The 24,753-nt window shown below is 72.5% G+C and carries 18 protein-coding genes and 2 tRNA genes; 14 read left to right on the top strand and 6 right to left on the bottom strand.

Annotation, left to right across the window (positions count from 1 at the left end):
- Positions 1-82: 82 nt before the first annotated feature.
- From gnd to H7X46_RS26035, 9 genes are all read left to right on the top strand, one after another.
- Positions 83-1,018, top strand: a complete 936-nt coding sequence (gene gnd / locus H7X46_RS26070) for a phosphogluconate dehydrogenase (NAD(+)-dependent, decarboxylating) (protein ID WP_186361860.1) — start codon at positions 83-85, stop codon at positions 1,016-1,018.
- A gap of 7 nt (positions 1,019-1,025) precedes the next feature.
- The gene (gene recF, locus H7X46_RS26065) at positions 1,026-2,225 is read left to right on the top strand and encodes a DNA replication/repair protein RecF (RefSeq protein ID WP_186361859.1); all 1,200 of its coding nucleotides are present in this window, start codon (positions 1,026-1,028) and stop codon (positions 2,223-2,225) included.
- A 63-nt stretch (positions 2,226-2,288) separates the two neighbouring features.
- Positions 2,289-2,999 carry a DciA family protein gene (locus H7X46_RS26060; RefSeq protein WP_370588975.1) on the top strand — a complete coding sequence of 237 codons (711 nt, stop codon included), beginning with the start codon at positions 2,289-2,291 and terminating at the stop codon, positions 2,997-2,999.
- Between the two features lie 332 nt (positions 3,000-3,331).
- Positions 3,332-5,428 carry a DNA topoisomerase (ATP-hydrolyzing) subunit B gene (gene gyrB, locus H7X46_RS26055; protein WP_370588974.1) on the top strand — a complete coding sequence of 699 codons (2,097 nt, stop codon included), beginning with the start codon at positions 3,332-3,334 and terminating at the stop codon, positions 5,426-5,428.
- Positions 5,429-5,483: 55 nt separating this feature from the next.
- Positions 5,484-7,994, top strand: coding sequence for a DNA gyrase subunit A (gyrA, locus tag H7X46_RS26050; protein WP_186361858.1), 2,511 nt, complete (start codon positions 5,484-5,486; stop codon positions 7,992-7,994).
- Between the two features lie 112 nt (positions 7,995-8,106).
- A complete protein-coding gene (locus H7X46_RS30985) occupies positions 8,107-8,934 on the top strand; it encodes a DUF3566 domain-containing protein (RefSeq protein WP_370588973.1) in 828 nt (275 codons plus the stop codon).
- Positions 8,935-9,013: 79 nt separating this feature from the next.
- Positions 9,014-9,087, top strand: a tRNA-Ile gene (locus tag H7X46_RS26040).
- Positions 9,088-9,125: 38 nt separating this feature from the next.
- Entirely contained in the window at positions 9,126-9,236 is a 111-nt protein-coding gene (locus tag H7X46_RS29205; RefSeq protein ID WP_222131440.1) for a DLW-39 family protein, read from the top strand.
- Between the two features lie 35 nt (positions 9,237-9,271).
- Positions 9,272-9,344, top strand: a tRNA-Ala gene (locus H7X46_RS26035).
- Positions 9,345-9,514: 170 nt separating this feature from the next.
- Here the strand turns inward: H7X46_RS26035 and H7X46_RS26030 are convergent.
- Complete coding sequence (locus H7X46_RS26030) at positions 9,515-11,014, bottom strand: aldehyde dehydrogenase family protein (protein ID WP_186361857.1); 1,500 nt, start codon at positions 11,012-11,014, stop codon at positions 9,515-9,517.
- Between the two features lie 182 nt (positions 11,015-11,196).
- Between H7X46_RS26030 and H7X46_RS26025 the strand changes: the two genes are divergently transcribed.
- The 3 genes from H7X46_RS26025 to H7X46_RS26015 are packed head-to-tail and all read left to right on the top strand — an operon-like array spanning position 11,197 to position 14,530.
- Complete coding sequence (locus H7X46_RS26025) at positions 11,197-12,531, top strand: MFS transporter (protein ID WP_186361856.1); 1,335 nt, start codon at positions 11,197-11,199, stop codon at positions 12,529-12,531.
- The gene (locus H7X46_RS26020; protein ID WP_186361855.1) at positions 12,528-14,114 is read left to right on the top strand and encodes a GMC family oxidoreductase; all 1,587 of its coding nucleotides are present in this window, start codon (positions 12,528-12,530) and stop codon (positions 14,112-14,114) included. Before H7X46_RS26025 ends, H7X46_RS26020 begins: the two co-directional genes overlap by 4 nt.
- A complete protein-coding gene (locus H7X46_RS26015; RefSeq protein WP_186361854.1) occupies positions 14,111-14,530 on the top strand; it encodes a hypothetical protein in 420 nt (139 codons plus the stop codon). The genes H7X46_RS26020 and H7X46_RS26015 overlap by 4 nt, the downstream gene beginning before the upstream one ends.
- Positions 14,531-14,533: 3 nt before the next feature.
- Here H7X46_RS26015 and H7X46_RS26010 read toward each other — a convergent pair whose 3' ends face one another.
- A complete protein-coding gene (locus H7X46_RS26010) occupies positions 14,534-15,238 on the bottom strand; it encodes a GntR family transcriptional regulator (protein WP_186361853.1) in 705 nt (234 codons plus the stop codon).
- 176 nt (positions 15,239-15,414) lie between these two features.
- On the bottom strand, positions 15,415-16,470 hold the full coding sequence (locus H7X46_RS26005; RefSeq protein ID WP_186361852.1) for a LuxR C-terminal-related transcriptional regulator: 1,056 nt from the start codon (positions 16,468-16,470) through the stop codon (positions 15,415-15,417).
- An 88-nt stretch (positions 16,471-16,558) separates the two neighbouring features.
- On the opposite strand from H7X46_RS26005, the gene H7X46_RS26000 reads away from it, so the two are divergent.
- Positions 16,559-16,999 carry an ester cyclase gene (locus H7X46_RS26000; RefSeq protein ID WP_186361851.1) on the top strand — a complete coding sequence of 147 codons (441 nt, stop codon included), beginning with the start codon at positions 16,559-16,561 and terminating at the stop codon, positions 16,997-16,999.
- 69 nt (positions 17,000-17,068) lie between these two features.
- Here the strand turns inward: H7X46_RS26000 and H7X46_RS25995 are convergent, their stop codons facing one another.
- Positions 17,069-17,905, bottom strand: coding sequence for a YmdB family metallophosphoesterase (locus tag H7X46_RS25995; protein ID WP_222131439.1), 837 nt, complete (start codon positions 17,903-17,905; stop codon positions 17,069-17,071).
- Positions 17,902-19,083, bottom strand: a complete 1,182-nt coding sequence (locus tag H7X46_RS25990) for a cobalamin-independent methionine synthase II family protein (protein ID WP_255426224.1) — start codon at positions 19,081-19,083, stop codon at positions 17,902-17,904. Before H7X46_RS25990 ends, H7X46_RS25995 begins: the two co-directional genes overlap by 4 nt.
- A gap of 124 nt (positions 19,084-19,207) precedes the next feature.
- Here H7X46_RS25990 and H7X46_RS25985 point away from each other — a divergent pair, with 124 nt between their 5' ends.
- Entirely contained in the window at positions 19,208-20,077 is an 870-nt protein-coding gene (locus H7X46_RS25985; RefSeq protein ID WP_186361849.1) for a MurR/RpiR family transcriptional regulator, read from the top strand.
- 313 nt (positions 20,078-20,390) lie between these two features.
- Here the strand turns inward: H7X46_RS25985 and H7X46_RS25980 are convergent, their stop codons facing one another.
- Positions 20,391-24,749: an HAD-IC family P-type ATPase gene (locus H7X46_RS25980; RefSeq protein ID WP_186361848.1), complete on the bottom strand. Its 4,359-nt coding sequence runs from the start codon at positions 24,747-24,749 to the stop codon at positions 20,391-20,393.
- Between the last annotated feature and the right edge of the window lie 4 nt (positions 24,750-24,753).

Here is a 24,753-nt window from a genome sequence, read left to right as displayed (position 1 = left end):
TCGCCCCCGGCGTGATCGACGAACGTCGCCGCGGTCCGCGCGCGTGCGGGCCGGCGACACGCGACTCGAAGGGGGCACCGCAGTGCAGATTGGTCTGATCGGCCTGGGCCGCATGGGTGGCAACATGCGTGAGCGGCTGCGCGCGGCCGGGCACGAGGTCGTCGGGTACGACCCCCGGCCGGAGGTCAGCGACGTCGCGTCGCTCCGGGAGCTCGCCGACGCGCTCGAGGCACCGCGCACGGTGTGGGTGATGGTCCCGTCCGGTGAGCCGACCCGGAACACGATCGCCACCCTGGCCACCACCCTCGAGGCGGGCGACCTCGTCATCGAGGGCGGCAACTCGCGCTACACCGACGACGCGCCCAACGCGGCCCTGCTCGAGGCGCACGACATCGGCTACGTCGACTGCGGCGTCTCCGGTGGGATCTGGGGCCGGGACAACGGCTACGGCCTCATGGCGGGCGGCGAGCGCGAGCACATCGAACGCGCGATGCCGATCTTCGACGCGCTCCGGCCGGAGGGGCTGCGCGAGGAGGGCTTCGCCCACGCCGGCCCGGTCGGCGCCGGCCACTTCGCGAAGATGGTCCACAACGGCATCGAGTACGGCCTCATGCAGGCCTACGCCGAGGGCTTCGAGCTCATGCAGGCCAGCAAGCTGATCACCGACGTGCCCGGCGTGATCCAGGCCTGGTCGCGGGGCACCGTCGTCCGGTCCTGGCTGCTCGACCTGCTGGTCGACGCGCTCAAGGACGACCCGGGGCTCGCCGGCATCGAGGGCTGGGTCGACGACTCCGGCGAGGGCCGCTGGACGATCGAGGAGGCCATCGACCACGCCGTCCCGCTGCCGGTGATCTCGGCGGCGCTGTTCGCCCGGTTCTCGTCCCGGCAGGACGAGTCCCCGGCGATGAAGGCGGTCGCGGCGCTGCGCCAGCAGTTCGGCGGGCACGCGGTGAAGGCGTCCGGCCCGTCCGGCGTCCCCGGCGACAAGGCCGGCCCGGGCACCGGGCAGGGAGGCTGACCGGGCGGTGTACCTCAGGCGGTTCTCGGTCACCGACTTCCGGTCCTGGCCGGAGGCCGAGCTCGATCTCGATCCCGGTGTCACGGTGCTGATCGGGTCGAACGGCGCTGGCAAGACGAACCTGGTGGAGGGGATCGGCTACCTCGCCAGCCTGGGCTCGCACCGGGTGTCGTCGGACGCACCGCTGATCCGGCGCGGGGCCGAGCAGGCCCTGCTCCGCGGCGAGGTGCACCACCACGGCCGGAAGCTCGGCGTCGAGCTGGAGATCAACTCGGGGAGGCAGAACCGGGCCCGGGTGAACCGGTCGCCGGTGTCCCGCCCGCGGGACGTGCTGGGGATCCTGCGCAGTGTGCTGTTCGCGCCGGAGGACCTGGCGCTGGTGCGCGGTGATCCCTCTGAGCGGCGCCGGTTCCTCGACGAGCTCCTCGTCGCCCGCTTCCCGCGCTACGCCGGGATCCGCGCGGACTACGACAAGGTGCTGCGCCAGCGGTCGGCGCTGCTCAAGACGGCGAAGCCGGCGCTGCGGGGGCCGCGTGGCCGGTCCCGGCCGGCTCCACCGTCGGATCCCGACCTCCCGGACGACCTCACGACGCTCGAGGTCTGGGACGGGCACCTGGCCCGCACCGGGGCCGCGCTGCTGGCGGGTCGGCGCGAGCTCGTCGTCGCGCTCGCGCCGTACGCCCGGGAGGCGTTCGGGCAGATCGCCCCGTCGTCGGACCCGATCGGCCTGGACTACCGCTCCAGCCTGGGGACGGCGGGGGTCGCCGAGCTGCCGTCCACGGCCGAGGAGCTGGAGGCGTTGCTGCTGCAGCGCCTGGCCGAGGTCCGTCCGCAGGAGATCGAACGCGGGGTGTGCCTGGTCGGCCCGCACCGCGACGAGCTGGAGCTCGCGCTCGGGGAGGGCCCGGCGAAGGGCTACGCCAGCCACGGCGAGTCCTGGGCGTTCGCGCTGGCCCTGCGGCTGGCGTCGTACCGGCTGCTGCACGCCGACGACGTCGAGCCGGTCCTCGTGCTCGACGACGTGTTCGCCGAGCTGGACTCCGCCCGCCGGCGGGCGCTGGCCGGGCTGGTCGCCGGCGCCGAGCAGGTGCTGGTGACCGCCGCCGTCGGTGAGGACGTGCCGCCCGAGCTGGACGGTGTCCGGTTCGCGGTCGGCGACGGGAAGGTCGTCCGGGAGGGAACGGCACCCGGTGGGGAACCGTCGTGACCGGGCCGGCCACGCAGCACCGAGCAGATCTCGACCGCATCACGGGAATCTGGGGACAAGCCTGTGGATACTGTGGATAACTCCGGAGGCGCCGGGGACGGAAGCCGCCGCGGAACCGGGAACCGCCGGACAGGGGCTCGCCGCGCCGGTCGGGACGGCGCCCGGCCTGGGGACGGAGCGGCCCCCGACTCCGGTCACGAGCCGGTCACGGGCGGCGGGGTCCCGGGCGAGCAGGGCGACCTGCTGTCGGGGGAGCGTGCCGGGCTGCGCGGTGCCGATCTCGCCCGGGACGCGCTGCGCGCCGCCCGGGAGGCGTCCGCCCGCAAGGCCGAGGAACGTGCCGAGCAGGCCCGCCCGAAGTTGCGGGTCGTCTCCGGCAAGGGGAAGCGGCGCCGCTGGTCCGGCGCCGGGCCCGACGACCGGGACCCGCAGCCGTTCGGCCGGGTCGTGTCGCGGGTGTCGATGGACCGGGGCTGGTCGTCCCGGCTGACCGACGCGACCGTGCTGGGCCGCTGGGCGCAGCTGGTCGGGTCCGACGTCGCCGACCACTGCACGCCGGTGTCGCTGCGCGACGGCGAGCTGACCCTGCAGGCCGAGTCGACCGCCTGGGCGACCCAGCTGCGCACGCTGCAGCGGCAGCTGCTGACCCGGTTGGCGGCCGCGGTCGGGCCGGACGTCGTCCGCCGGATCCGGGTGGTGGGCCCGAGCGGGCCCAGCTGGCGGCACGGGCCGCGGCACGTCCGCGGCCGGGGCCCGCGCGACACCTACGGCTGACACGGTCCCGGCGCGTCACGGCGCCGTCCCGGCCCCGAGGGGGCAGGATCGGGTGGGGAGCCGAGGTCAGGGGGCCGGACGGCTCTCGTCGCCGGTGAGCGCGAGATGACACGGCCGCGGCGCCGTTCACCCCCACTCGGGTACGTCCGGTCCCGCACCGCACGCCGTTCGCCCGTCTGTGACGGTTCTGGGTGGGTCCTGACCGCCTTTCTGTCGCCCCCGGCGGGTAGAATCGGCAGTGGTGTTCCCGGGCGGCTCCCCGACATGACCAGAGCGCCCGGTCGGTGGAACCGGCTCCGCGGCCGTCCGCGTCCTCGGGATGCGGCGTGCGCGTGGCCGGTTCACGTGGCGAGGAGAACCAGCTACTCGTGGCTCAGGACAAGGCAGCGAAGAACGCCTACGGCGCGTCGTCCATCACGGTCCTCAAGGGCCTGGAGGCGGTCCGCAAGCGGCCCGGCATGTACATCGGCTCCACCGGTGAGCGCGGCCTGCACCACCTCATCTGGGAGGTGGTGGACAACTCGGTCGACGAGGCGATGGCCGGGCACGCCACGAAGGTCGTCGTGACCCTGCAGGCCGACGGCGGCGTCCGCGTGGAGGACGACGGCCGGGGCATCCCGGTCGAGATGCACCCGGTGGAGAAGAAGCCGACCCTCGAGGTCGTCCTCACCAGCCTGCACGCCGGCGGCAAGTTCGACGACAAGTCCTACGCCGTGTCCGGCGGTCTGCACGGTGTCGGTGTCTCGGTCGTGAACGCCCTCTCGACCGCGCTCGACGTGCAGGTCCGGGTGGACGGCAAGATCTGGAAGCAGCGGTACGACCACGCCAAGCCCGGTGAGCTGGTCGAGGCCGGTACCACGAAGAAGTCCGACACCGGGACCACGATCACCTTCTGGGCCGACCCGACGATCTTCGAGTCGACCGAGTACACGCTGGAGACGATCCGGCGCCGGCTGCAGGAGCAGTCGTTCCTCAACAAGGGCCTGACCATGGTCCTGCGTGACGAGCGCAGGCACGTGCACGCGGCAGGCGTGCCCTCCTCCGACACCTCCGACGCCGACGGCAACCCGGTCGACGCCCCGGTAGCCGACGCCGACGAGGAACCGGACGCCGAGGGCTACGTCGCGAAGCCCAAGGAGTACGTCTTCCACTACCCGAACGGGCTGGCGGACTTCGTCGCGCACCTGAACAAGTCCAAGGACCCGATCCACCGCAAGATCGTGTCCTACACCGGCGAGGGGCCCGGCCACCAGGTCGAGGTCGCGATGCAGTGGAACTCCGGCTACACCGAGTCGGTCTACACGTTCGCGAACACGATCAACACGCACGAGGGCGGCACCCACGAGGAGGGCTTCCGGCACGCGCTCACCGCGACCGTCAACCGGTACGCCCGGGACAAGAAGCTGATCAAGGAGAAGGACCCGGCGCTGTCCGGGGACGACATCCGCGAGGGCCTCGCCGCGATCGTGTCGGTGAAGATCTCCGAGCCGCAGTTCGAGGGCCAGACCAAGACCAAGCTGGGCAACACCGAGGTCAAGTCGTTCGTCCAGCGGGTGTCCAACGAGTGGCTGGCCGACTGGTTCGAGCGCAACCCCACCGAGGCCAAGACGATCGTCAACAAGGCGGTCTCGTCTGCCCAGGCCCGGCTGGCGGCCCGGCGTGCCCGTGAGCTGGTCCGGCGCAAGAGCGCAGGTGACATCGGCGGCCTGCCCGGCAAGCTGTCGGACTGCCGGTCGCGCGACCCGGAGAGCTGCGAGCTCTACATCGTCGAGGGTGACTCGGCCGGCGGCTCGGCGAAGGCCGGCCGCGACTCGATGCACCAGGCGATCCTGCCGATCCGCGGCAAGATCATCAACGTCGAGAAGGCCCGGATCGACCGCGTCCTCAAGAACACCGAGGTCCAGTCGATCATCACGGCGATGGGCACCGGCATCCACGACGACTTCGACCTCGCGAAGCTCCGGTACCACAAGCTGGTGCTCATGGCCGACGCCGACGTCGACGGCCAGCACATCCGGACCCTGCTGCTCACGCTGCTGTTCCGGTTCATGCGCCCGCTGATCGAGAACGGGCACGTCTTCCTGGCCCAGCCGCCGCTCTACAAGATCAAGTGGAGTGGCCGCGGGGCCGAGCCGGAGTACGCCTACTCCGACCGCGAGCGGGACGGCCTGATCGAGGCCGGCCGCGCGGCCGGCAAGAAGCTGCCCAAGGACGAGGGCGTGCAGCGCTACAAGGGCCTCGGCGAGATGAACGCCAAGGAGCTGTGGGAGACGACGATGGATCCCACCAACCGGCTGCTGTGGCAGGTGAGCCTGGACGACGCCGCCACCGCCGACGAGCTGTTCTCGGTCCTGATGGGCGAGGACGTCGAGTCCCGCCGCTCCTTCATCACCCGCAACGCCAAGGACGTGCGCTTCCTGGACGTGTGAACCACTCGTACGTCTGTCCTACACGAACGTCTGAACACCACGAGGGGATCACTCCGTGACGGACACGATCGACCCCGCCGACCTCGCGGCCGGCGGCGGCGAAGGTGGCGGCCGGGTCGAACCGGTCGACATCCAGCAGGAGATGCAGCGCTCCTACATCGACTACGCGATGAGCGTGATCGTCGGGCGCGCCCTGCCGCTGGTGGAGGACGGCCTCAAGCCGGTCCACCGCCGCGTCCTGTACTCGATGGGGGAGAACGGGTTCCGCCCGGAGCGCTCCTACGTCAAGTGCGCCCGCGTCGTCGGCGACGTGATGGGCAACTACCACCCGCACGGCGACTCGGCGATCTACGACGCCCTGGTGCGGCTGGCCCAGCCCTGGTCGATGCGCTACCCGCTGATCGACGGGCAGGGCAACTTCGGCTCCCGCGGCAATGACCCGGCCGCCGCAATGCGTTACACCGAATGCCGGCTCTCGCCCCTGGCGATGGCCATGCTGCAGGACATCGACGAGGAGACCGTCGACTTCCTCGACAACTACGACGGCAAGACCCAGGAGCCGGTCGTCCTGCCGTCGCGAGTGCCGAACCTGCTCATCAACGGCAGCTCCGGTATCGCGGTCGGGATGGCGACCAACGTCCCGCCGCACAACCTGCGAGAGGTCGGCGCCGGCGTCACCTGGTGTCTCGAACACCCGGACGCGACCGACGACGAGCTGCTCGAAGCGCTCATGGAGCGGATCAAGGGGCCGGACTTCCCGACCCACGGCCTCATCGTCGGTCGGGACGGCATCGAGTCCGCCTACCGGACCGGGCGCGGCTCGATCCGGATGCGCGCGGTCGTCGAGGTCGAGGAGGACCCCAAGGGCCGGACCACGCTCGTCGTCACCGAGCTGCCGTACCTGGTCAACCCGGACAACCTCATCGAGTCCATCGCGACGATGGTCCGCGACGGCAAGATCGCCGGCATCGCGGAGATCGTCGACGAGTCCTCGGACCGCATCGGCATGCGGATCGTGATCACGCTGAAGCGGGACGCGGTCGCCAAGGTCGTGCTGAACAACCTGTACAAGCACACCCAGCTGCAGCACAGCTTCGGCGTGAACATGCTGTCGATCGTCGACGGCGTCCCGCGCACCCTGCGGCTGGACCAGGTCGTGCGGCACTACGTGCGGCACCAGATCGACGTGATCGTCCGGCGGACCCGCTACCGGCTGCGGAAGGCCGAGGAGCGGGCCCACATCCTGCGCGGCCTGGTCAAGGCGCTCGACGCGCTCGACGAGGTCATCGCGCTGATCCGGGCCTCCGAGACGGTCGACATCGCCCGGGCCGGCCTGATCGACCTGCTCGACATCGACACCGACCAGGCCCAGGCGATCCTGGACATGCAGCTCCGCCGGCTCGCCGCCCTGGAGCGCCAGAAGATCATCGATGAGCTCGCCGAGCTCGAGGAGATCATCGCCGACTACAAGGACATCCTCGAGCGGCCCGAGCGGCAGCGCGCGATCGTCCGCGACGAGCTCGCCGAGATCGTCGAGAAGCACGGCGACGACCGCCGCACCCGCCTGATCGGCTACGACGGCGACGTCACCGACGAGGACCTCATCGCGGTCGAGGACGTCGTCGTCACGATCACCCGCACCGGCTACGCGAAGCGCACGAAGACCGACCTGTACCGCGCCCAGAAGCGCGGCGGGAAGGGTGTGCAGGGCGCGCAGCTGAAGCAGGACGACATCGTCAACCACTTCTTCGTCTGCTCCACGCACGACTGGATGCTGTTCTTCACCAACCGCGGGCGGGTCTACCGGCTCAAGGCCTACGAGCTGCCCGAGGCGAACCGGACGGCGCGCGGGCAGCACCTGGCGAACCTCCTGGCCCTGCAGCCGGACGAGGAGATCGCCCAGGTCATGCAGATCAAGGACTACCAGGCACGGCCGTATCTCGTCCTCGCGACGAGAAACGGTCTGGTGAAGAAGTCCCGGCTGACCGACTTCGACTCCAACCGCACCGGCGGCCTGATCGGCATCAACCTGCGCGACGACGACGAGCTGGTCGGCGCCGTGCTGTGCTCGGCCGACGACGACCTGCTGCTCGTCTCCGCCGAGGGCCAGTCGATCCGGTTCACCGCGACCGACGACGCCCTGCGCCCGATGGGCCGGGCCACGTCGGGCGTGCTGGGGATGCGGTTCAACGACGGCGACCAGCTGCTGGCTCTGGGCGTGGTCCGGCCGGACACGTTCCTGCTCGTCGCCACCACCGGTGGCTACGCGAAGCGGACCCCGATCGAGGACTACCCGGTCCAGGGTCGCGGCGGGAAGGGAGTGTTGACCCTCCAGTACGACCGCCGCCGTGGCACGCTGGTCGGTGCACTCATCGTCGGGATCGACGACGAGCTGTACGCGATCACCTCCACCGGCGGGGTCATCCGGACCTCCGCCCGCGAGGTGCGGAAGGCCGGCCGGCAGACGAAGGGAGTCCGCCTGATGAACCTGGGCGAGGGTTCCACGCTGCTGGCGGTCGCCCGCAACGCGGAGGAGACCGAGGAGGACCCGGGCCAGCAGGCGTAGGCCGTGGCGGGTGGCCGGCCGGGACGGGCCGGCCACCCGTGACGCCTCCGGCGTGGCACGGGTCGTCCGTAGCAGGACCTTGAGCGACGACCAGCGAGGAGAGCTCCAGCTCGTGAGCACCGACGACCGCACCCCGTCGCAGGGCGAGGGCCGCAGCGTCGCGACCGACGCGGAGGAGGCGGCCGAGCCGGCGACCTCGTCGTCGGGCGCGTCCGCCTCGGACGCCCCGCCGAGCCCGACACCGCGGACCGCGACCGCATCGGACGTTCCGCCGAGCCCGACGCCGCGGACCGGCGAACCCGCGTCGGAGGAGGAACCGGTGGCCGACCCGGCCGGCGCCGCTCCGCCGCCCTGGCGCCGGGTTCCGGACGCCCAGGACGGCCCGCGCGACGGCGACCAGGGGTCGGTGGCGGACTCGCTGCTCAGCGAGGCCCCGACCGCGTTCCTCACCGCACCCGGTGCCGGTGCGGCGGCCGCCGGAGGTGCTGCCGCCGGTGGGGCCGCGGCCACCGCGGTCCGCGAACCGGACCAGCGCGACACCGGCTCCGAGACCCCGCGGGCCTCGGTGCGCAACCGCCCGCCCCGGCAGGCCCTGCTCCAGCTCAAGCGGCTCGACCCGTGGTCGGTGCTGAAGATGGCGCTGGCGCTGGCGGTCGTCCTGTGGCTGGTGTGGATGGTGGCCGCCGGCGTGCTCTACGGCGTGCTCGGCGGGATGGGCGTCTGGGACCGGCTGAACGGCACCTACGCCGACCTCGTCACCGGACAGCAGGACACGACCGGGACGCTGATCAGCGCCGGCCGGGTCTTCGGCCTCGCTGCCGTCGTCGGCGCCGTCAACAGCCTGCTGTTCGCCGTCGCCATGACGATCGTGGCCTTCGTCTACAACGTGGCCGCCGACCTGGTCGGCGGCATCGAGGTGACGCTGTCCGAGCGTGACTGACCCGTCCGCACGGGGCCGGGCGCCGGGGACCCCCTCGGAGCCCGCCCGGCCCCGTGCGGTAGTCTTCTCCACGTCGCAAGGGCCTATAGCTCAGTTGGTTAGAGCGCATCGCTGATAACGATGAGGTCGCTGGTTCAAATCCAGCTAGGCCCACACCTTCGCCCTCCGAAGTCCTCGTGAGGAGACCGTCGATGAAGAAGCTGCTCGCACTGGTCGTGCTGGCCGGTGCCGCCTACGTCGGCTGGTCCCGCTTCCGCGGCGTCGGCTCCGACGATCTCTGGCACGAGGCCACGACCCGCTGACCCGGCCGCCCGGGTAGTCTGATCGGCGCCCACCCGGGGACGTAGCTCAATTGGCAGAGCACCGCCTTTGCAAGGCGGGGGTTAGGGGTTCGATTCCCCTCGTCTCCACAGATTGACCGGTCCGAATGCTGGTCGTGTCGACCACACCATCGGTATCGACAGTGGCGATCGCGGCATCGGATGAACGTCCTGGGTGCGAGATCGTCGGTGCTCGTACCTGCGCTCGGGATCGCGGTGAGGTGGCGCTGTCGACCCGCTGCAGCCGCCGGTTTGCGCAGCTAGGCCCGTCGCCCGGTCGCGACCCGCAACGTCACGATCTTCTCCACGGACATCTCCCGCATGGCGGAGGCCGGGCCTTCCTTACCGAAACCGCTGTGCTTGACCCCGCCGTAGGGCATGTTGTCCGCTCGGAAGTTCGACGAATCGTTGACGTGCACACCGCCGGCCTCCAGCCGGCTGGCGACCGAGAGCGCGGTGTCGAGCGAGGCGGTGAACACCCCCGCCATCAGCCCGTAGTCCGTCGCGTTGGCCCGGGCGACGGCCTCGTCCAGATCGGCGACCGGGTGCACGGCCAGGACCGGTCCGAATGCCTCGTCGACGCAGATCCGTGCGTCCGGTCCGGGATTCCACAGGACCGTGGGCCGCAGGGAGCCCTCGGCCACCCCGCCGGCGAGAACCTCCGCGCCGTGCTCCACTGCGTCGGCGACCAGTGCAGAGACGCGCTCGGTCGCGTCGGGAGAGATCAACGCCCCGACCTCGGTCGCCGGGTCGTAGGGGTCGCCGGTGCGCAGCGCGCCGACCCGGGCGGCGATCCGCTCGGCCAGCGCGCGGGCAACGTGCGCTTCGGCGAAGACCCGCTGGACGGAGATGCAGGACTGCCCGGACGCGCTCATTGCCCCGGCGGCGCAGCGCTCGGCTGCGAGATCGAGATCAGCGTCGGCGGCGACGACCGTCGCGGTGTTGGAACCCAGCTCCATGACGCTTCGCTTGAGTGTCCTTCCGGCGGCCCCGGCGATTATCGCCCCGATCCGCGAGCTGCCGGTGAATGAGACCAGCCGCACCACCGGATCGGCCACCAGCGCCTCGCCGACCTGAGGGCCGCCGGGCAGCACGCTGATCGCCTCGGCGGGCCAACCAGCCTCGACCACGGCATCTGCGAGGACCAGCGCGGACAGCGGGGTGCGGTCACTCGGCTTGACGACGACCGGGCAGCCGGCGCCGATCGCCGCCGCGACCTTGTGCACGGCCAGCAGCAGCGGGAAGTTGAACCCACAGACGGCTGCGACGACCCCGACCGGCTCCCAGGTGCTGTAGGCGATCCGGCCGTCGCCGGACGGGACGGCGTCGAGTGGGACCTCGGTGCCGGCGAGCGCGGTCACTGCATCCGCGGCGGCCCGCAGCGTGGCCACGGCGCGGGTGGTCTCGCCCACCGAGTCCCGTAGCGCCTTGCCGACCTCGCGGGTGAGCAGTTCGGCGAGCGGGCCGGCCTGGGCCTCCACGGCATCGGCCGTGCGGCGGAGGATCCCAGCGCGGGCGTGGCGGCTCAGCCGGGCGCATGCCGGGCGCGCGGCGTCCGCGGCGGCACAGGCCTCCGCGACGAACTCGGCTGTGGCCGCGTGCACACGAATGAGATCGCCGGGATCGGCGGGGGAGGGGAGCTCCCAGATCGCACCCTCGGTCCGCGGCCGCCCCGCGACGATGAGCGGCCCCGTAGCCGCGCTGCTGCGCAACAGGTCAAGGGCCCGCGGCCAGGCGATCGGGATGGAGGGGGTGGACATCGGGGTGCCTCCGGCGTCACAGGTTCAGTATGTATGCAGTCTAAGGTGACCACGTGCAGGTTTGACACCAGCCTTGCAGTTATTGCATGCACTATCTAGTCTCCGCGTGTCGCGGAACACCGCCACGGTCGCCGGCGCGGCGGCCGACCTCGTCACCACCGTCGCTCGAGGAGACCACCCGAATGACACCGTCGTCCCCTTCCGCTCCACTCGGGCGGCGCCGCGCGATCGTCGGCGGCACGATCGGCCACGCCATCGAGTTCTTCGACTTCACCGTGTACGGCTTCCTGGCCGTCTACATCGGCAAGTTGTTCTTTCCGTCCGGGGACGCGACGGCCGAGTTGCTGTCCAGCTTCGCGGTGTTCGGCCTGGCGTTCTTCGCCCGCCCGCTCGGCGGCTTCGTCTTCGGTCCCCTGGCCGACCGGATCGGCCGGAAGAGAGTCCTGGTCCTGGTCCTGACCCTCATGTCCGTCTGCTCGGTCCTGATCGGCCTGCTGCCGACCTACGCGAGCATCGGCCTCTGGGCGCCGGTCCTGCTCGTGGTGCTGCGCTGCCTGCAGGGCTTCTCGGCGGGTGGCGAATATGCCAGTGGCAGCGCGTTCCTGCTGGAGTACGCCGGCCGGGGTCGGCGCGCGTTCGGGATGAGTTGGCTGACCTTCGCCACCACCCTCGGCTTGGCGATCGGCACTCTCGCCGTGACCGGGGTGAGCGCAGCGGTGGGCGCCGAGGCCATGGCCGAGTGGGGCTGGCGGATCCCGTTCCTGCTGGCCGCGCCCCTGGCCGGAGTCGCGTTCTGGATCCGGATCAAGCTCGAGGACACTCCCGAGTTCACCGCGATGGCGGATGAGGGCACCCTCGACCCGAACCCGGTGCGCACCATGTTCGCCGAGCGCCGGCCACTGTGGATCATCGTCGGAATCGGCGCCTTCCACACGGCCTCCTTCTACGGCGTGTTCACCTACCTGCCGACCTACATCGGGACCGTCAACAAGTACGGCGCCACGTTCGCCCTGGTCTCCACCCTGATCACGGCGGTCGCGGTGATGATCACGCTGCCCGTGGTTGCAACGCTGTCGGACCGGATCGGCCGCAAGCCGGTGCTGCTCGGCGGATCGGTCGCGTTCGCGGCGGCCGTCTACCCGGTGTTCATGCTGATCACCGTCGGTGTGCCGGCCGTCGCGATGATCGGGCAACTGCTGCTCGGCGTGCTGGCCGGCTTCTACCTCGCTGCGTCCGCGGTGGCCATGCCGGAGCTGTTCCCGGCCCCGGTGCGGGGCACCGGGGTGGCCATCGGGTTCAACGTTCCCAACGCAGTGTTCGGCGGCAGCGCGCCGTTCATCGCGACGTTCCTGATCCAGCAGACCGGGCACATTGCGTCGCCGGCCTGGTATCTGCTCGCACTTGCCGTCGCGGCCGCCGCCACCGCGTTCGTACTGCGCCGCGGCGACCTCCACGACGACGGCTTCGTTCTCGATCACGAACAGGCCGCCCCCCGCCGTCTGGAGGACCCGGCGTGACCGACGAGACGGACGTCCTGATCATCGGCGCCGGCCTGTCCGGCGGGATCACCGCCGCCACCCTCGTCGAGGCCGGCGTGCGGGTGGTCTGCCTGGACCAGGGCGACTGGCCCGACTACGCCAACGCCCGGGCGGACTTCGACGACTACGAGCTCACCATCGGCCGGCACTGGGCGCGCGATCCGAACGCCCGCCTGGGTGTCGCGGACTATCCGGTGGACGACACCGCATCGGACATCTCGGCGTTGATGTGGAACGGGGTCGGTGGCGGCACGGTCCTCTACTCCGGCAAATGGCACCGGATGACTCCGAGCGACTTCCGGGTCCGTTCGCACGACGGGGTCGCCGATGACTGGCCGCTGACCTACGAGGAGCTGGAGCCCTTCTACATCGAGGCCGAACGGCAGATGGGCGTGTCCGGGCTTGCCGGGGATCCCGCCTACCCCGCGGGCGAGGGACCCCCGAACCCGCCGGTGCCGATCCGGGAGTCCGGCCGGCGGCTGGCCCGCGCGCTCAACGACCTGGGTTGGCATTGGTGGCCGGGCAGCAACGCCATCTCCACCACCCACTATCGCGACCTGAAGCCCTGCCGGCAGCGCGGCGCGTGCATGTCCGGCTGTCCGGAGGGAGCCAAGGCCTCCACCGACATCACCCACTGGCCCCGTGCCCTGCGCGCGGGGGCCGATCTGCGGACCCGCTGCCGCGTCAGCCGGGTCCTGACCAAGGCAGGGCGGGCCACCGGCGCGCTGTACCGGGATGCGCAGGGGCGTGACCACGAGGTGCGAGCTCGCACAGTGATCCTCTGCGCGAACGGCATCGGCACCCCGCGACTCCTGCTGATGTCCGCCGAGGGGGGACTGGCGAACTCGTCCGGCCTGGTGGGCAAGCGGCTGATGATGCACCCTTTCGCCGCGGTGGCCGGGGTGTTCGACGAGGACCTCGGTACCACCCATGGCTCCTGGGGGCAGCAGATCCAGTCCATGCACTTCTACGAGACGGACGCCGATCGAGGATTCGTGCGCGGCGCCAAGTGGGGCCTGCAGCCCACCGGTGGCCCGCTCGGACTGACCCGTTCCTACCCGTGGTCGGAGTCCGGACGTCCGCTGTGGTTCGACAGCTTCCACGACACCCTGGAAGCCCGGCTCGGACACTCTCCGATGTGGAGCATCGTGGCAGAGGACCTCCCGTACGAGAGGAACGCGGTGTCGCTCTCCTCGGACCTCGTCGATTCCGACGGGCTGCCCGCGCCGCGCATCGAGTACCGGGTCGACGAGAACTCCAAGATCATGCTCGACTTCCACGTCGCCCGCGCGGTGGAGTCGATGGAAGCGGCCGGGGCCGTCGAGACGGTCGTCGGGCCGATGATCCGGTCCAGCGGCTGGCACCTGATGGGCACGGCCGTGATGGGGAACGACCCCACCAGGTCCGTGACCGACCGCTGGGGCCGCTGCCACGACGTCCCGAACCTCTACATCTTCGACTCCAGCACCTGGGTGACCTGCGGCGGCGTGAACCCGGCCGCCACCCAGGCAGCCCTGGCGCTGCGGTCGTCCACGCGCCTGCTCGAGGAGGGACCGCATTGACACCGGAGCTCACCGACGAGGAGCGAGAGGCCGTCTACCTGCTCGGCGACACCCTGATCCCCCAGCACGAGCGCGGGCCGTCGGCCGACGAGGCGGGGCTGGCGTCGACGTTCATCGACAAGGCCCTCGAGCTGCGGCCGGATCTCGTCGACGAGTTCAGGGCGCGGCTTGCCGACGTCCGAGGTCGGGACGTGCGGGAGTACTGCGACGAGCTGCAGGCGAGCGACCCGGCGGCCTTCGGCCGGCTCACTTTCGTGCTCGCCGGTGCGTACCTGTTGAGTCCCAAGGCGAAGCGTTGGCTGCACTACGAGGGCCAGCAGGGTGAGTTCCAGGACGGCTCCCCGCAACCGGAGTACGCGCCGGGTGGGCTGCTCGACGCCGTCCGTAGGCGCGGACCGATCTACCGGCCCACATGATGGTCAGGACACCACGCCCAGAACGGACGGGGTGGTCCGTCGACCCTCGTCCTCCTCGCGGAGCGAACGCTTGAGGGCATGCAGCGCGGCGAGGATGTGGGCGCGGGAGATCGACTCGGCCCAGTCCGGGTCCCGGGCCTCGAACGCGCGCAGGATCGTGTGGTGCTCGGCCAGTGTCATGGTGACCTCGGCCGCCGTGAACACGTGGAACACCCGGTGCAGTAGAGGCAGATGCACGACGGCCGAGGTCATCTGGTGCAGCCGCTCGCTGCCCGCGCACACCCGGATCGTCTCGTGGAAGTCCGCGTTGAGCTCGGCGATCGTCTCCAGTTCCCCGGCCCCGCAGTCGCCGCTGTGGACCCGGGTCATCTCGTCCGCGAGCTCCCTGAGCCGCTCGAGGTCGCGCAGCGACAGCCGCTCGGCCGCGCGTTTGGCCGACCACGCCTCGAGATCGGCGCGCAACCGGTACGAGTCCTCGAGGTGCTGGGCATCCCAGCGCGGCACCTCGAGCCCGCGGCGCCCGCGCGCGACGACAAGCCCGTCCGACTTGAGCCGCTGCAGGGCCTCGCGCACCGGTGTGCGGCTGACCTGCAGCTCCTCGGCGAGCCCGACCTCGCGCAGCGCTGATCCGGGCGGGGTCTCCCAGCTCACGATCCTCCGCCGCAGTTCCTGGTAGACGCGGTCGGCGGCGGCATCCTGGTCGGCCATCGCACCTCCTCGATCTCACGGTACCGCCCGTGCACGGCAGCCCGGGCCACATGCAGGGCGCGGTGTCAACGGCGGTGTCCCACCGCATCGACGTCATTCGACGTGGCCCGCGCGTTGACATGACGCGGCAACGGCGCACCCCCGGGGGGCGCTGCCCGACCCGCACGACTGCGGGGTCAGCGAGGTGCGAACACCAGGCCCACCAGCTCTCGCCGGCTCCGCGCGCCGGTCTTGTCGAAGATCGCTTTGAGGTGGTCCTGGACGGTGTGGGCCGAGATGTGCAGCCCGTCGGTGATCGTCCGGGTGGACTCGCCACGGAGGACCCGCGTGGCCACCTCGGTCTCCCGCGGGGTGAGCGCGTACGCGCCCAGCAGCACGGACGGGGTGCCCCGAGTATCGGTGGGCTCGAGGACCACGGAGATGGTGCCCTGCCAGGCCGGGCCCTGCAGGCGGGCCGCGTGCAGGGAGATCCACCGTCCGTTGCGGGCCCGCACCGTGGCGGACGGGTCGAGCGGGACCCCGCGTTGCACGGCGTGCAGCGCGGCGGCCACGGAACACACTGCCGCGGGCAGCGGGAAGCCGCTCGGGTTCCGCCCGATGAGGTCCACGAGCTGCTCGGCCTCGGGGGTGCTCGCGACGACGCTGAGGTCGTCGGCCAGCAGCAGCACGCCGGGCCGGTTCACGACGGTGTCCTGCTCGGCCCGGCAGAGCGCCACGGCCCGGCGCAGGGCGTGGGCGATGTGCGGCCCGACCCGTTCGAGCAGCGCCACCTCGCGCGTACTGAAGCCCCGCGGGGACTCGGTGCGGTGCAGGCACAGGTAGCCCCAGCACTGCCCGGCGACCACCAACGCGGCCCGCAGCTCGTCCCCGAGGCCCAGCGGACGCATGATGTCGCGGTACCGGGCGCTCGCGTGGCGGTCGTGACGGGTGGCGTCGTCGAGCGTGGCGACGTGTACGGGTGCTCTTGCCAGCGACGCGAACGCGTTGACGTCGCCGCCGCCGAACTCGTTGTCCAGGAACAGGGATGCCGACCCGGTGAGCGGTTCCTCCGTCCGCGCGCCGGTGAACAGCAGCGTCGTCGGGTCGGCGGTGGCGAAGAACGCGGCGTCCGCGGTCAGGAGCCGGCGCAGGTGGTGCAGCACCCGGTCCTGGACCACCGTCGGGTCCGCGGTGGTGTGGCACACGCGCACGAGGTCCCGCTCCGCCTCCGCCGCGTTCTGCCGGCGCACCATCCGCACAGTGTCGACCCGCACGCGGGTACCCGGATACCCCATGGTTCTGGGATGGAGGCCGGTGCCCGGCGGGGCGAGGCTGCCGTCCATGACAACCAACAACAAGCAGCTCGTCGACGACTTCATCCAGGACCTGTTCAGCAAGGGCAACCTCGACGCGGTCGACCACTACGTGGCACCGTCGTTCGTGAACCACGACCCGCCGTTCCCCGGCGCCCCCGACGGCCCGGAGGGGCTCCGCCAGGCTGCCGCGATGTTCCGCGCTGCGCTGCCCGACTGGCGCAGTGACCTCCATCAGCTCGTGGCCGAGGACGACCTCGTCGTGGAGCGGTTCACGGCCCGCGGCACGCACACCAGCGCTCCGCTGATGGGCGTGCCGGCGTCCGGCCGGACGATCGTGCTGGCCGGCATCAACGTCTTCCGGATCGCCGACGGCCGGATCGTCGAGCGCTGGGGCCGGTTGGACGAGCTCGGCCTGCTTCGCCAGCTCGGTCTCGTTCCCTCGGCGAGCGAAGGGGCGAACACGTAGCGCCGCAGCGGCCGCTCGCCCAGATCACGCGCCGCGGGGTTCCCGGGATCGGTGCTCGCCCGGTCGGTGTCAGGTGATCCGGTCGATGGCCGTGGCCGAGCCGTCGGCACCGATGTCGACGCGCACCGCGCCGAGGCTCATCGGGCCGGTGGCGAGCTCGTAGGGCGGTAGCGCCGTGTGGTCCTCACCGCGGAGGCGGGCGGCGAAGTGGGCGGGATCGAACCCGCCGCCGGTGAAGCCGAGGGGGCCGGTCATGCCGAGTTCGGCGACGTAGGCGGTGCCGGCGGGCAGGAGGTGTCCGCGCAGGGTGGGGTCGTGGGTGTGGGTGCCGACGAGCGCGCTGACCTGACCGTCGAGTGCGGCGGCGAGTGAGGCCTTCTCCCAGGGCGACTCGCCGTGCAGGTCGATCAGGATCGCTCCCGGAAGGTCCTCGGCGGCGGCCAGGGCGGTCCAGGACGGCCAGAGCGGTTCCGGTTGCGGCGCCTTCATCCCGGGCAGCGCGGCGGTCGGGGAGAGCAGGTTGATCACGGTCAGGGTGCGGTCGCCCCGGGTGAGGGTGATCAGTCCCCGGCCCCGGGTCTCGTCCAGGTTGACCGGGCGGACGACCTGGGGGTAGGCGAGCACGTCGTCGACGTCCGGGCCGTCCCAGGAGTGGTTGCCGCCGGTGATGGCGTCGACGCCGGCGTCGAGCAGCCGGTCGATCACCTCGACGGTCATGCCGAACCCGTCCATCGGGATCGGGCCGGTGACCGCGCAGTTCTCGGCGTTGACGACGACGAAGTCGGCTTCGTGCTCCTCCCGGAGCCGGGGCAGCCGGTCGGCGAGCCAGCCCGCGGCGTCGGAACCGACGACATCGCCGACGGCGAGCACGGTCATCGGCGCGGTCCGGTGCCCGGCCGGGCTCATGCGTGGGCCCCGAGCGCGGTGGTCGGACGGCGCAGGGTGTCACCGGCGCGGCGGGCGCCCTCGACCAGGGAGGCGAGCTTGGCCCAGGCGATGCGCGGGCGGACCGGGGTGAAGGACGCGAAGGTGGAGAACCCGCAGTCGGTGCCGGCGACGACGCGTTCGACACCGACGGTGCGGGCGTAGCGGGCCAGGCGTTCCGCGACCAGGTCGGGGTGCTCGACGTAGTTGGTGCAGGTGTCGATCACACCGGGGACGAGGATCTTGTCGTCGGGCAGCGGGTGATCCTCGAAGACCTGCCACTCGTGGGCGTGGCGGGGGTTGGCCGCTTCCAGCAGCAGTGCGCGGGGCCGGGCCGGCAGGACGATGTCGATGATGTCGGCGAGGTCGACGTCGCGGTGGTGCGGGCCCGCGTAGTTGCCCCAGCACAGGTGCATGCGCATCCGGTCCGGATCGATGCCGGCGGTGGCCGCGTCGAGGGCCTCGACGTGACCGGCGATCGCCCGGCGGAACTCGTCGACGGTCGCGTCGGTGTGCTGGGCGTGGCGTCCCATGGCCAGGTCGGGGCAGTCGATCTGCAACAGGAAGCCCGCGTCCACGATGGCCTCGTACTCGGTGCGCATCGCGTCGGCCAGGGCGCCGAGATAGTCCTCGTGCGAGTCGTAGTGCCGGTTGGCCAGGAAGATCGAGATCACGCCGGGGGACGCGGCCGGGACCACGATCTCGGCCGGACCCGCCGTGCCGACGGTGTTCACCGCGGCCCGCAGCCCGTCCAGCTCGGCTGTGAGGGCGTCGGCGCCGGTGTAGCGGACCGGGCCGGTGCAGGCGGGGGTGGCAGTGACCAGCCCGGCCAGTGCCTGCTCGGTGATCTCGGGGTAGTCGTCGAGGTCGGCCAGCGAGAGCGCGCCGGCCTCACCGTCGAACCCGCTGAGGCGTTCCTTGACGTAGGTGCTGTAACCGATCTTGCCCTGCTCGCCGTCGCTCCCCGCGTCGATGCCGGTCTCGCCCTGCCGGCGGAGCACCTCGACGGTCGCCGCGCGAACCATGTCCGGCAGCTCCTGCAGTGTCGCCGTGCCGGCGGTGCCGTTCTCCCGGGCGACCATCGCCTCGGCCAGCTCCGGTGGGCGGGGCAGGCTCCCGGTGTGGGTGGTCAGGATGTCGCCGCTGCTGCTGGTCCTCATGGGGGCCGACGCTAGCCACGACCTGGAAACGGCAGCCGCATGCAAGATGAACGATGGATGGAACATCCAGCCGTTCTTGCGAGTGCCGATGGATATGATTTCCGTGGCGGCTATCGTCGTCGGTGTGAGCACCTCGACGACGGAGACCGGCGAGCCGGGCGAACGGCTCAGCGGGTCGGTGCGGGAACGGATCCGGGGACTGAGCCCGAGCCTGTCACCGACCGGCAGGCGCATCGCCGAGGTCGTGATGCGCGACCCCGCCCGGATCGTCGAGCTGACCGTCACCGACCTGGCCGTCGAGAGCGGTACCTCGATGGCCAGCGTGGTCCGGTTCTGCCAGGACCTCGACCTCCGCGGGTTCGGGGACCTGAAGCTGCGCCTGGCCGCCGAGTCGGCCCGCCCCGCCGAGACCGTGTCCGAGCCGGTGGAGGGCCCGAGCGGGATCCTCAGCTCGGTACTGCGATCGAGCGCCGACGCCCTCGCCACCGCCGCGTCCACCGTCGACCCCGAGATCTTCACCGCGGTCGTCGACGTCCTCGGCCGGGCCGGGCACGTCCTCGTCGTCGGGGTCGGCACATCGGCGCCGCTGGCCCAGGACTGTGCCTACCGGTTCCGGTCGATCGGGCTGCTCGCCGAAGCGCCCCCGGACGTTCACGTCCAGCACGTCGGCGCCGCCCTCCTCCGGCCGGACGCTGCATGCCTGGCCATCAGCCACACCGGCCAGACCCGCGAGACACTCGCCGCCGTCACCGCGGCCCGGGACGCCGGCGCGGCCACCGTCGGCATCACCAGCTTTCACCGGTCCCCGCTGACCGAGGTCTGCGACCACGCCCTCGTGGCCGGCTCGCACGAGACCCGTCACCACGTCGAGGCCCGCGCCAGCCGGCTCGTGCACAGCGCCGTCCTCGACGCCGTCCACGCCGCCATCGCCCGGAACCGACCCGACACCGCAGCACGACACGCCGCCCACATCGTCGCCGAACACCGGCTGTGAACCGGGCGCCGGTCAGCACGAGCTCCGGTCACGACGACGGCGCGCGCACCCCGGACGCTGCACGGGGACGTCCGGAGCCGTCGCCGCCGCGCGGGTGGTCAGGTGGCGGCGGGACGGACCGAACCCCACAGGGTCTGCGCGAGGTAGACCGCCACGCGCTCCAGCAGGCTCGCTGCCACTGCGACCAGTACCGCGCCCAGGATCTCGTTCATGGCTTCCACCTTCCGGTCGACTCCGGTCAGCGTCGCCGGTTCCGGTGAGCGTCGGGGGCGCGGCAGTTGGACACCGGGTTGCGACGGGATGACGACCGTGTTCAGCCGGTGGTGAGCAGGCGCTGGGCCACGAGCTGGGCCGCGGCCGCGGCCGTGCTGGCAGTGAGCGCGATGGCCCACTGGTGGGGGAGCAGGGGTGTGGAGCCGGCGATCCGGCTGAGGCCGGGGAGCTGGACGGTGGCGGCGAGAAGCCCGAGCGAGACGACGACAGCGACGGCGACCAGCGGGGTGCGTCCGCGCACGGCGAGCGTCTGGCCGAGCTGGCCGCCGACCAGCGCGACCAGGCCGGTCGTGCTGGCCTGTCCCGGGGTGCTCACCGGCCGGGCCAGCAACCAGGCCACGGCAGCCGCGGTCGCGGTGATGGCCGCCCGCACCTGGATGTCCCGGGTCAGGGACGTGCCGAGGGAGGCCTCCGGCCCGTGGGCCAGCAGTTCCGCGGGGCTCGTGTCGGGCGGCGGCCGGACGGCGACCGCCATGGCGGGCAGGACGTCGGTGAGCAGGTTGACCAGCAGCAGCTGCCGGGCGTTGAGGGTGGCGGTCCCGCCGAACAGTGCGGTGCCCACGGTGTAGGCGACCTCGCCGAGGTTGCCGCCGAGCAGGATGGACAGGGCGTCGCGGACCGAGGACCACATGCCGCGGCCCTCCACGATGGCGTCGGTGATGGTCTCGATCCGGTCGTCGGTGACGACGAGGTCCGCGGCCTCCCGGGCGGCGGGCGTGGCGTGGGTGCCCAGTGCGATGCCGACGTCGGCGAGCCGGATCGCCGGAGCGTCGTTGGTGCCGTCACCGGTGACCGCCACCGGGTGGCCGTCCGCCTGGTACAGGCGGACGATGCGGGCCTTCTGGGCGGGGCTGACCCGGGCGTAGACGGCGATGCGCGGCAGCGCCTCGCTGAGCTCGGCGTCGCTCATCTCGTCCAGGTCGGGGCCGGTGACGACGGTGCGCCCGTTGACGGAGTCGAGCTCGGCGGCGATCGACTCGGCGGTGCTCGGGTGGTCTCCGGTGATCATGACGGTCTCGACGCCGGCACCGCGCAGGGTGGCGACGGATTGCGCGGCCGTGGGGCGGACGGGATCGACCATCGCGACGAGCCCGTGGAACTCGAGCTGCTCGACGTCGGCGTCGGCGAGCCGGGTGTGGTCGGGGGCGGGTCGTTCGGCCACGGCGAGCACGCGGTGGCCCTCCCCGGCGAGCCGGTGGATCTCGGCGTCGATCGTGCCGCGGTCGTCGGTGCCGAACGGCCGCGTGCCGTCGTCGTGCCGGTGGCGGGTGCTGCAGAGCGGCAGGACGACCTCCGGTGCGCCCTTGACGCTGATCCGGTTGCCGGCGCGGCCCCGCCAGAGCACGGCGTGGTAGCCACGATGCGATTCGAACGGCAGCTCGTCGAGCAGCTCGACGGAGGTCTGGCCGTGGTCGGCGGTGATGCCGAGCGTGTGGGCGCCGCGCAGGACCGCCCGGTCGGTCTGGTGGGGGACCCGCGCCGGGTCGGCCCGGAACGGGCTGGCCCGCACTGCCGCGGCGACGACGTCCTGCAGGCCGGGTGGCAGGGGCTCGTCGACGGTCGCCGTGCGGGTCCCGTCGGAGACCCGGCGCAGGCTGATCCGTCCCTCGGTGAGGGTTCCGGTCTTGTCGAAGCACAGCACGTTCACCCGTCCGAGCGCCTCGATGGTCGACGGGTTGCGCACCAGCGCGCCGCGCCGGGAGAGCCGGCGGGCGGCCGCGAGCTCGGCGACGGTCGCGACGAACGGGAGCCCCTCCGGGACCGCGGCGACCGCGAGGCTCACCGCCCGGGTCAGCGCGGCCGTGGCCGGTCGCCGGCGCAGCAGGTCGACCACGATCAACGCGAGTCCGGCACCGACCGAGACGGGCAGGATGCGGGCGGTCAGTTCGCGCAGCCTGGTCTCGACGCCGGTCGGCGGGGCCTGGTCGCCGTTCGCGCGGAGCACCCGGCCGGCCTCGGTGCGGTCCCCGGTCGCGACGACGACCGCGTCCCCGCGTCCGGCGGCGACGGTGGTGCCCTCGTAGAGCATGCAGTGGCGGTCGGCGACCGTGCGGGCGCCGGTCGCCTGCGGTGACTTCGCCGCGGGCACCGACTCACCGGTCATCGACGACTCGTCGACCTCCAGGTCGTGCGCGGACAGCACCCGGCAGTCCGCGGGTACGGAGTCACCGGCCTGCAGCCGGATCACGTCGCCGTCCACGAGCTCGTCGGTGGTGCGGTCCTCGTCGGCCGCGCCGCGCCGCACCCGGACCCGGGTGGCGCTGCTGTGGTGCAGGGTGCGCAGCGCCGAGTCGGCGCTGACCCGCTGCACGCCGCCGATGAGGGCGTTCACCCCGAGCACGAAGATGATCAGCATCGGGTCGAGCAGCGACCCGGTCGCGGCCGAGACCCCGGCGCCGGCGGTCAGCGTCGTGGTGATCGGGTTGGCCAGCTCGTCCACGGAGGCCCTGACCAGCCCGAGCTCCTCCGGACCGACCTGCCGCGGGCGCTCGCGGCTGCGGCGCCGCCATTCGGCCTCGGCGAGTCCGGTGCGGGAGCTGTTCAGCGTGTCCAGCACGACCCGGGGTGACATGGCGTGCCACGGCGTCCGGTCCGCCGCTATCGGCGCCGGGCGGCGGGCCACCGCCATGGCCGACCAGGTCCCGAGGGCCTGCGCGCACAGTGCGGCCGCGTGCACGGCGACGGCGGCCCGGGCGGCGGCGCGCCCCGGTGGACCGAGCACGGCGAGCAGGGCACCCAGCCCGGAGCCCGCCACGGCGAGCTGCGCGGCCCGGAGGCTCGCCTGCCGGGCCGGGCCCACGGCACCCAGCAGCAGGCACGCCTCGCCGGGGTCCCGGACCAGCACGTCGGCGCCCCACGGCGGCCGGGATCCGGGCGTGCCGATGCCGATCCCCACATCGGCGGCAGCCAGTGCGGCGTCCCTCCCACCGATCAGGGCGACGACGTGCCCGGTGCGCTGGAGCTCGCGGACGGAGCCGGCGAGTGCTGCGCCGCCGGGCACCGCACCGTCGCCCCCCGAGCGTCGTACGAGATCGGCCGGGCCCCCGATCAGCACGAGCCCGGACTCACCGGCCGCCGCCACGACGGCCTCGGCGAACGGATCGAGCGTCTCCGACACCCCCACGACCGCGACGGGTTCGTCCCCGTGGCGCAGCACGAGCACCCGGGACGACCGGTCGGCGAGTTCCGCGGCTCGCGCCGCCACCGCCGCGGCCGGTGCCCGGCCGATCGGCCCGATGCTCCAGCCGTCCCGGCCGCGGCGCCGTCCCGGGCGGTGCGGATCGGCGAGGTCGTGCGCCCGCTCGACGAGCTCGGAGTGTTCCGCGCCGGAGTCCTCGGTCAGCGGCAGTACCGCGTCCACGGCGTGGCGTCCGGTCTGCAGGATCCCGGCGTCGAGCACGATCGTGTCCACGCGGTCGAGCCGGCGCAGCGCCGACGAGTCCAGGACCAGGCACCCCCGGACGGCAGCATCACGGCCGAGCCGGGCGGCGTAGGCCTCCCGGCCCGCCCGCGCCGCCTTGGGCAGGCCGGCGCTCAGTGCGGCGTCGACGAGGGGAGTGGCGCCGGTCGCCGCGAGCAGAGCGGCCGACCCGGCGAGGGTCGCGACGGCAGCCCGGTCGGCCACCTTCTCCACCGGGCCGGGCGGTAGCGGGACGGGGCGGGGACCGGCCGGCACTGCCGTGGCGCGATGGGATCCGGCCCGGCCGGCGAGTCCGGTCTCCCACTCCGTCCAGGACCGGCGGCGGGCCCGTGCCTCGGTGTGGCGGGCAGCGCGGTGGACACCGTCGACGAGCAGGCCGACCGGCCGGCGGCCGGTCGTGTTGGAGAACGCCGCGATCCCGCCCAGCAGCGGATCCGCCAGGGGTTCGCCCAGTACCTTCGTGAACGCCGCGCGCAGGGCCGGAGACGCGTCGACGTGCGGGAGCACCGACAGCGGAAACCCGATCGGCGCCCGCACCCGGGGCGTGCCGACCGCCGCAGCCAGCATTCCCACTGCGTTCAGCCCGGCCAGCGTCGCCTCCCGGAGCACCGTGCCCGGGTCGGCGGGATGGTCCGGGCTCGCGTGGGGGGCCGTGGTGAGCTCGCATGTCCGTTCGGCGTCCCGGACCAGCCGTATCGCCGCGGCGCCGTCGACCCGTTCCGGGTCGAACTCGACCAGGACGTCGCCCAGGACCGCGTTCACCTCGACCCGGTGCACCGCCTCGTGGGCGAGGAGCACTTCTTCGACCCGGTCCGCCGCCCCGGGCAGGTGCACGCCGCGCATCCGGACGTGGACCCGGCCGGGTGCCGCCGAGACGGCGCCGGTGGCGGCGGTGGTGACGAGCTCGGCCGCTCCCGCGGCCACGCCGACCACGGTGCCGATCGTGCCGGCGGCCGCGTCGATCAGGCGTTGCCACATACGG

Origin of the sequence: Pseudonocardia sp. C8 (assembly GCF_014267175.1) — a bacterium.
GTDB lineage: Bacteria > Actinomycetota > Actinomycetes > Mycobacteriales > Pseudonocardiaceae > Pseudonocardia.
The sequence above is the reverse complement of the archived record's forward strand: the minus strand, read 5'-3'. Positions and strand labels throughout refer to the sequence as shown.

Coding starts and splice junctions, on each gene's coding strand:
- H7X46_RS29205 (WP_222131440.1), top strand. CDS start 9,126: ATGAAGAAGCTGCTCGCACTGGTCGTGCTGGCCGGTGCCGCCTACGTC.
- H7X46_RS26030 (WP_186361857.1), bottom strand. CDS start 11,014: ATGTCCACCCCCTCCATCCCGATCGCCTGGCCGCGGGCCCTTGACCTG.
- H7X46_RS26025 (WP_186361856.1), top strand. CDS start 11,197: ATGACACCGTCGTCCCCTTCCGCTCCACTCGGGCGGCGCCGCGCGATC.
- H7X46_RS26010 (WP_186361853.1), bottom strand. CDS start 15,238: ATGGCCGACCAGGATGCCGCCGCCGACCGCGTCTACCAGGAACTGCGG.
- H7X46_RS26005 (WP_186361852.1), bottom strand. CDS start 16,470: ATGGTGCGCCGGCAGAACGCGGCGGAGGCGGAGCGGGACCTCGTGCGC.
- H7X46_RS26000 (WP_186361851.1), top strand. CDS start 16,559: ATGACAACCAACAACAAGCAGCTCGTCGACGACTTCATCCAGGACCTG.
- H7X46_RS25995 (WP_222131439.1), bottom strand. CDS start 17,905: ATGAGCCCGGCCGGGCACCGGACCGCGCCGATGACCGTGCTCGCCGTC.
- H7X46_RS25990 (WP_255426224.1), bottom strand. CDS start 19,083: ATGAGGACCAGCAGCAGCGGCGACATCCTGACCACCCACACCGGGAGC.
- H7X46_RS25980 (WP_186361848.1), bottom strand. CDS start 24,749: ATGTGGCAACGCCTGATCGACGCGGCCGCCGGCACGATCGGCACCGTG.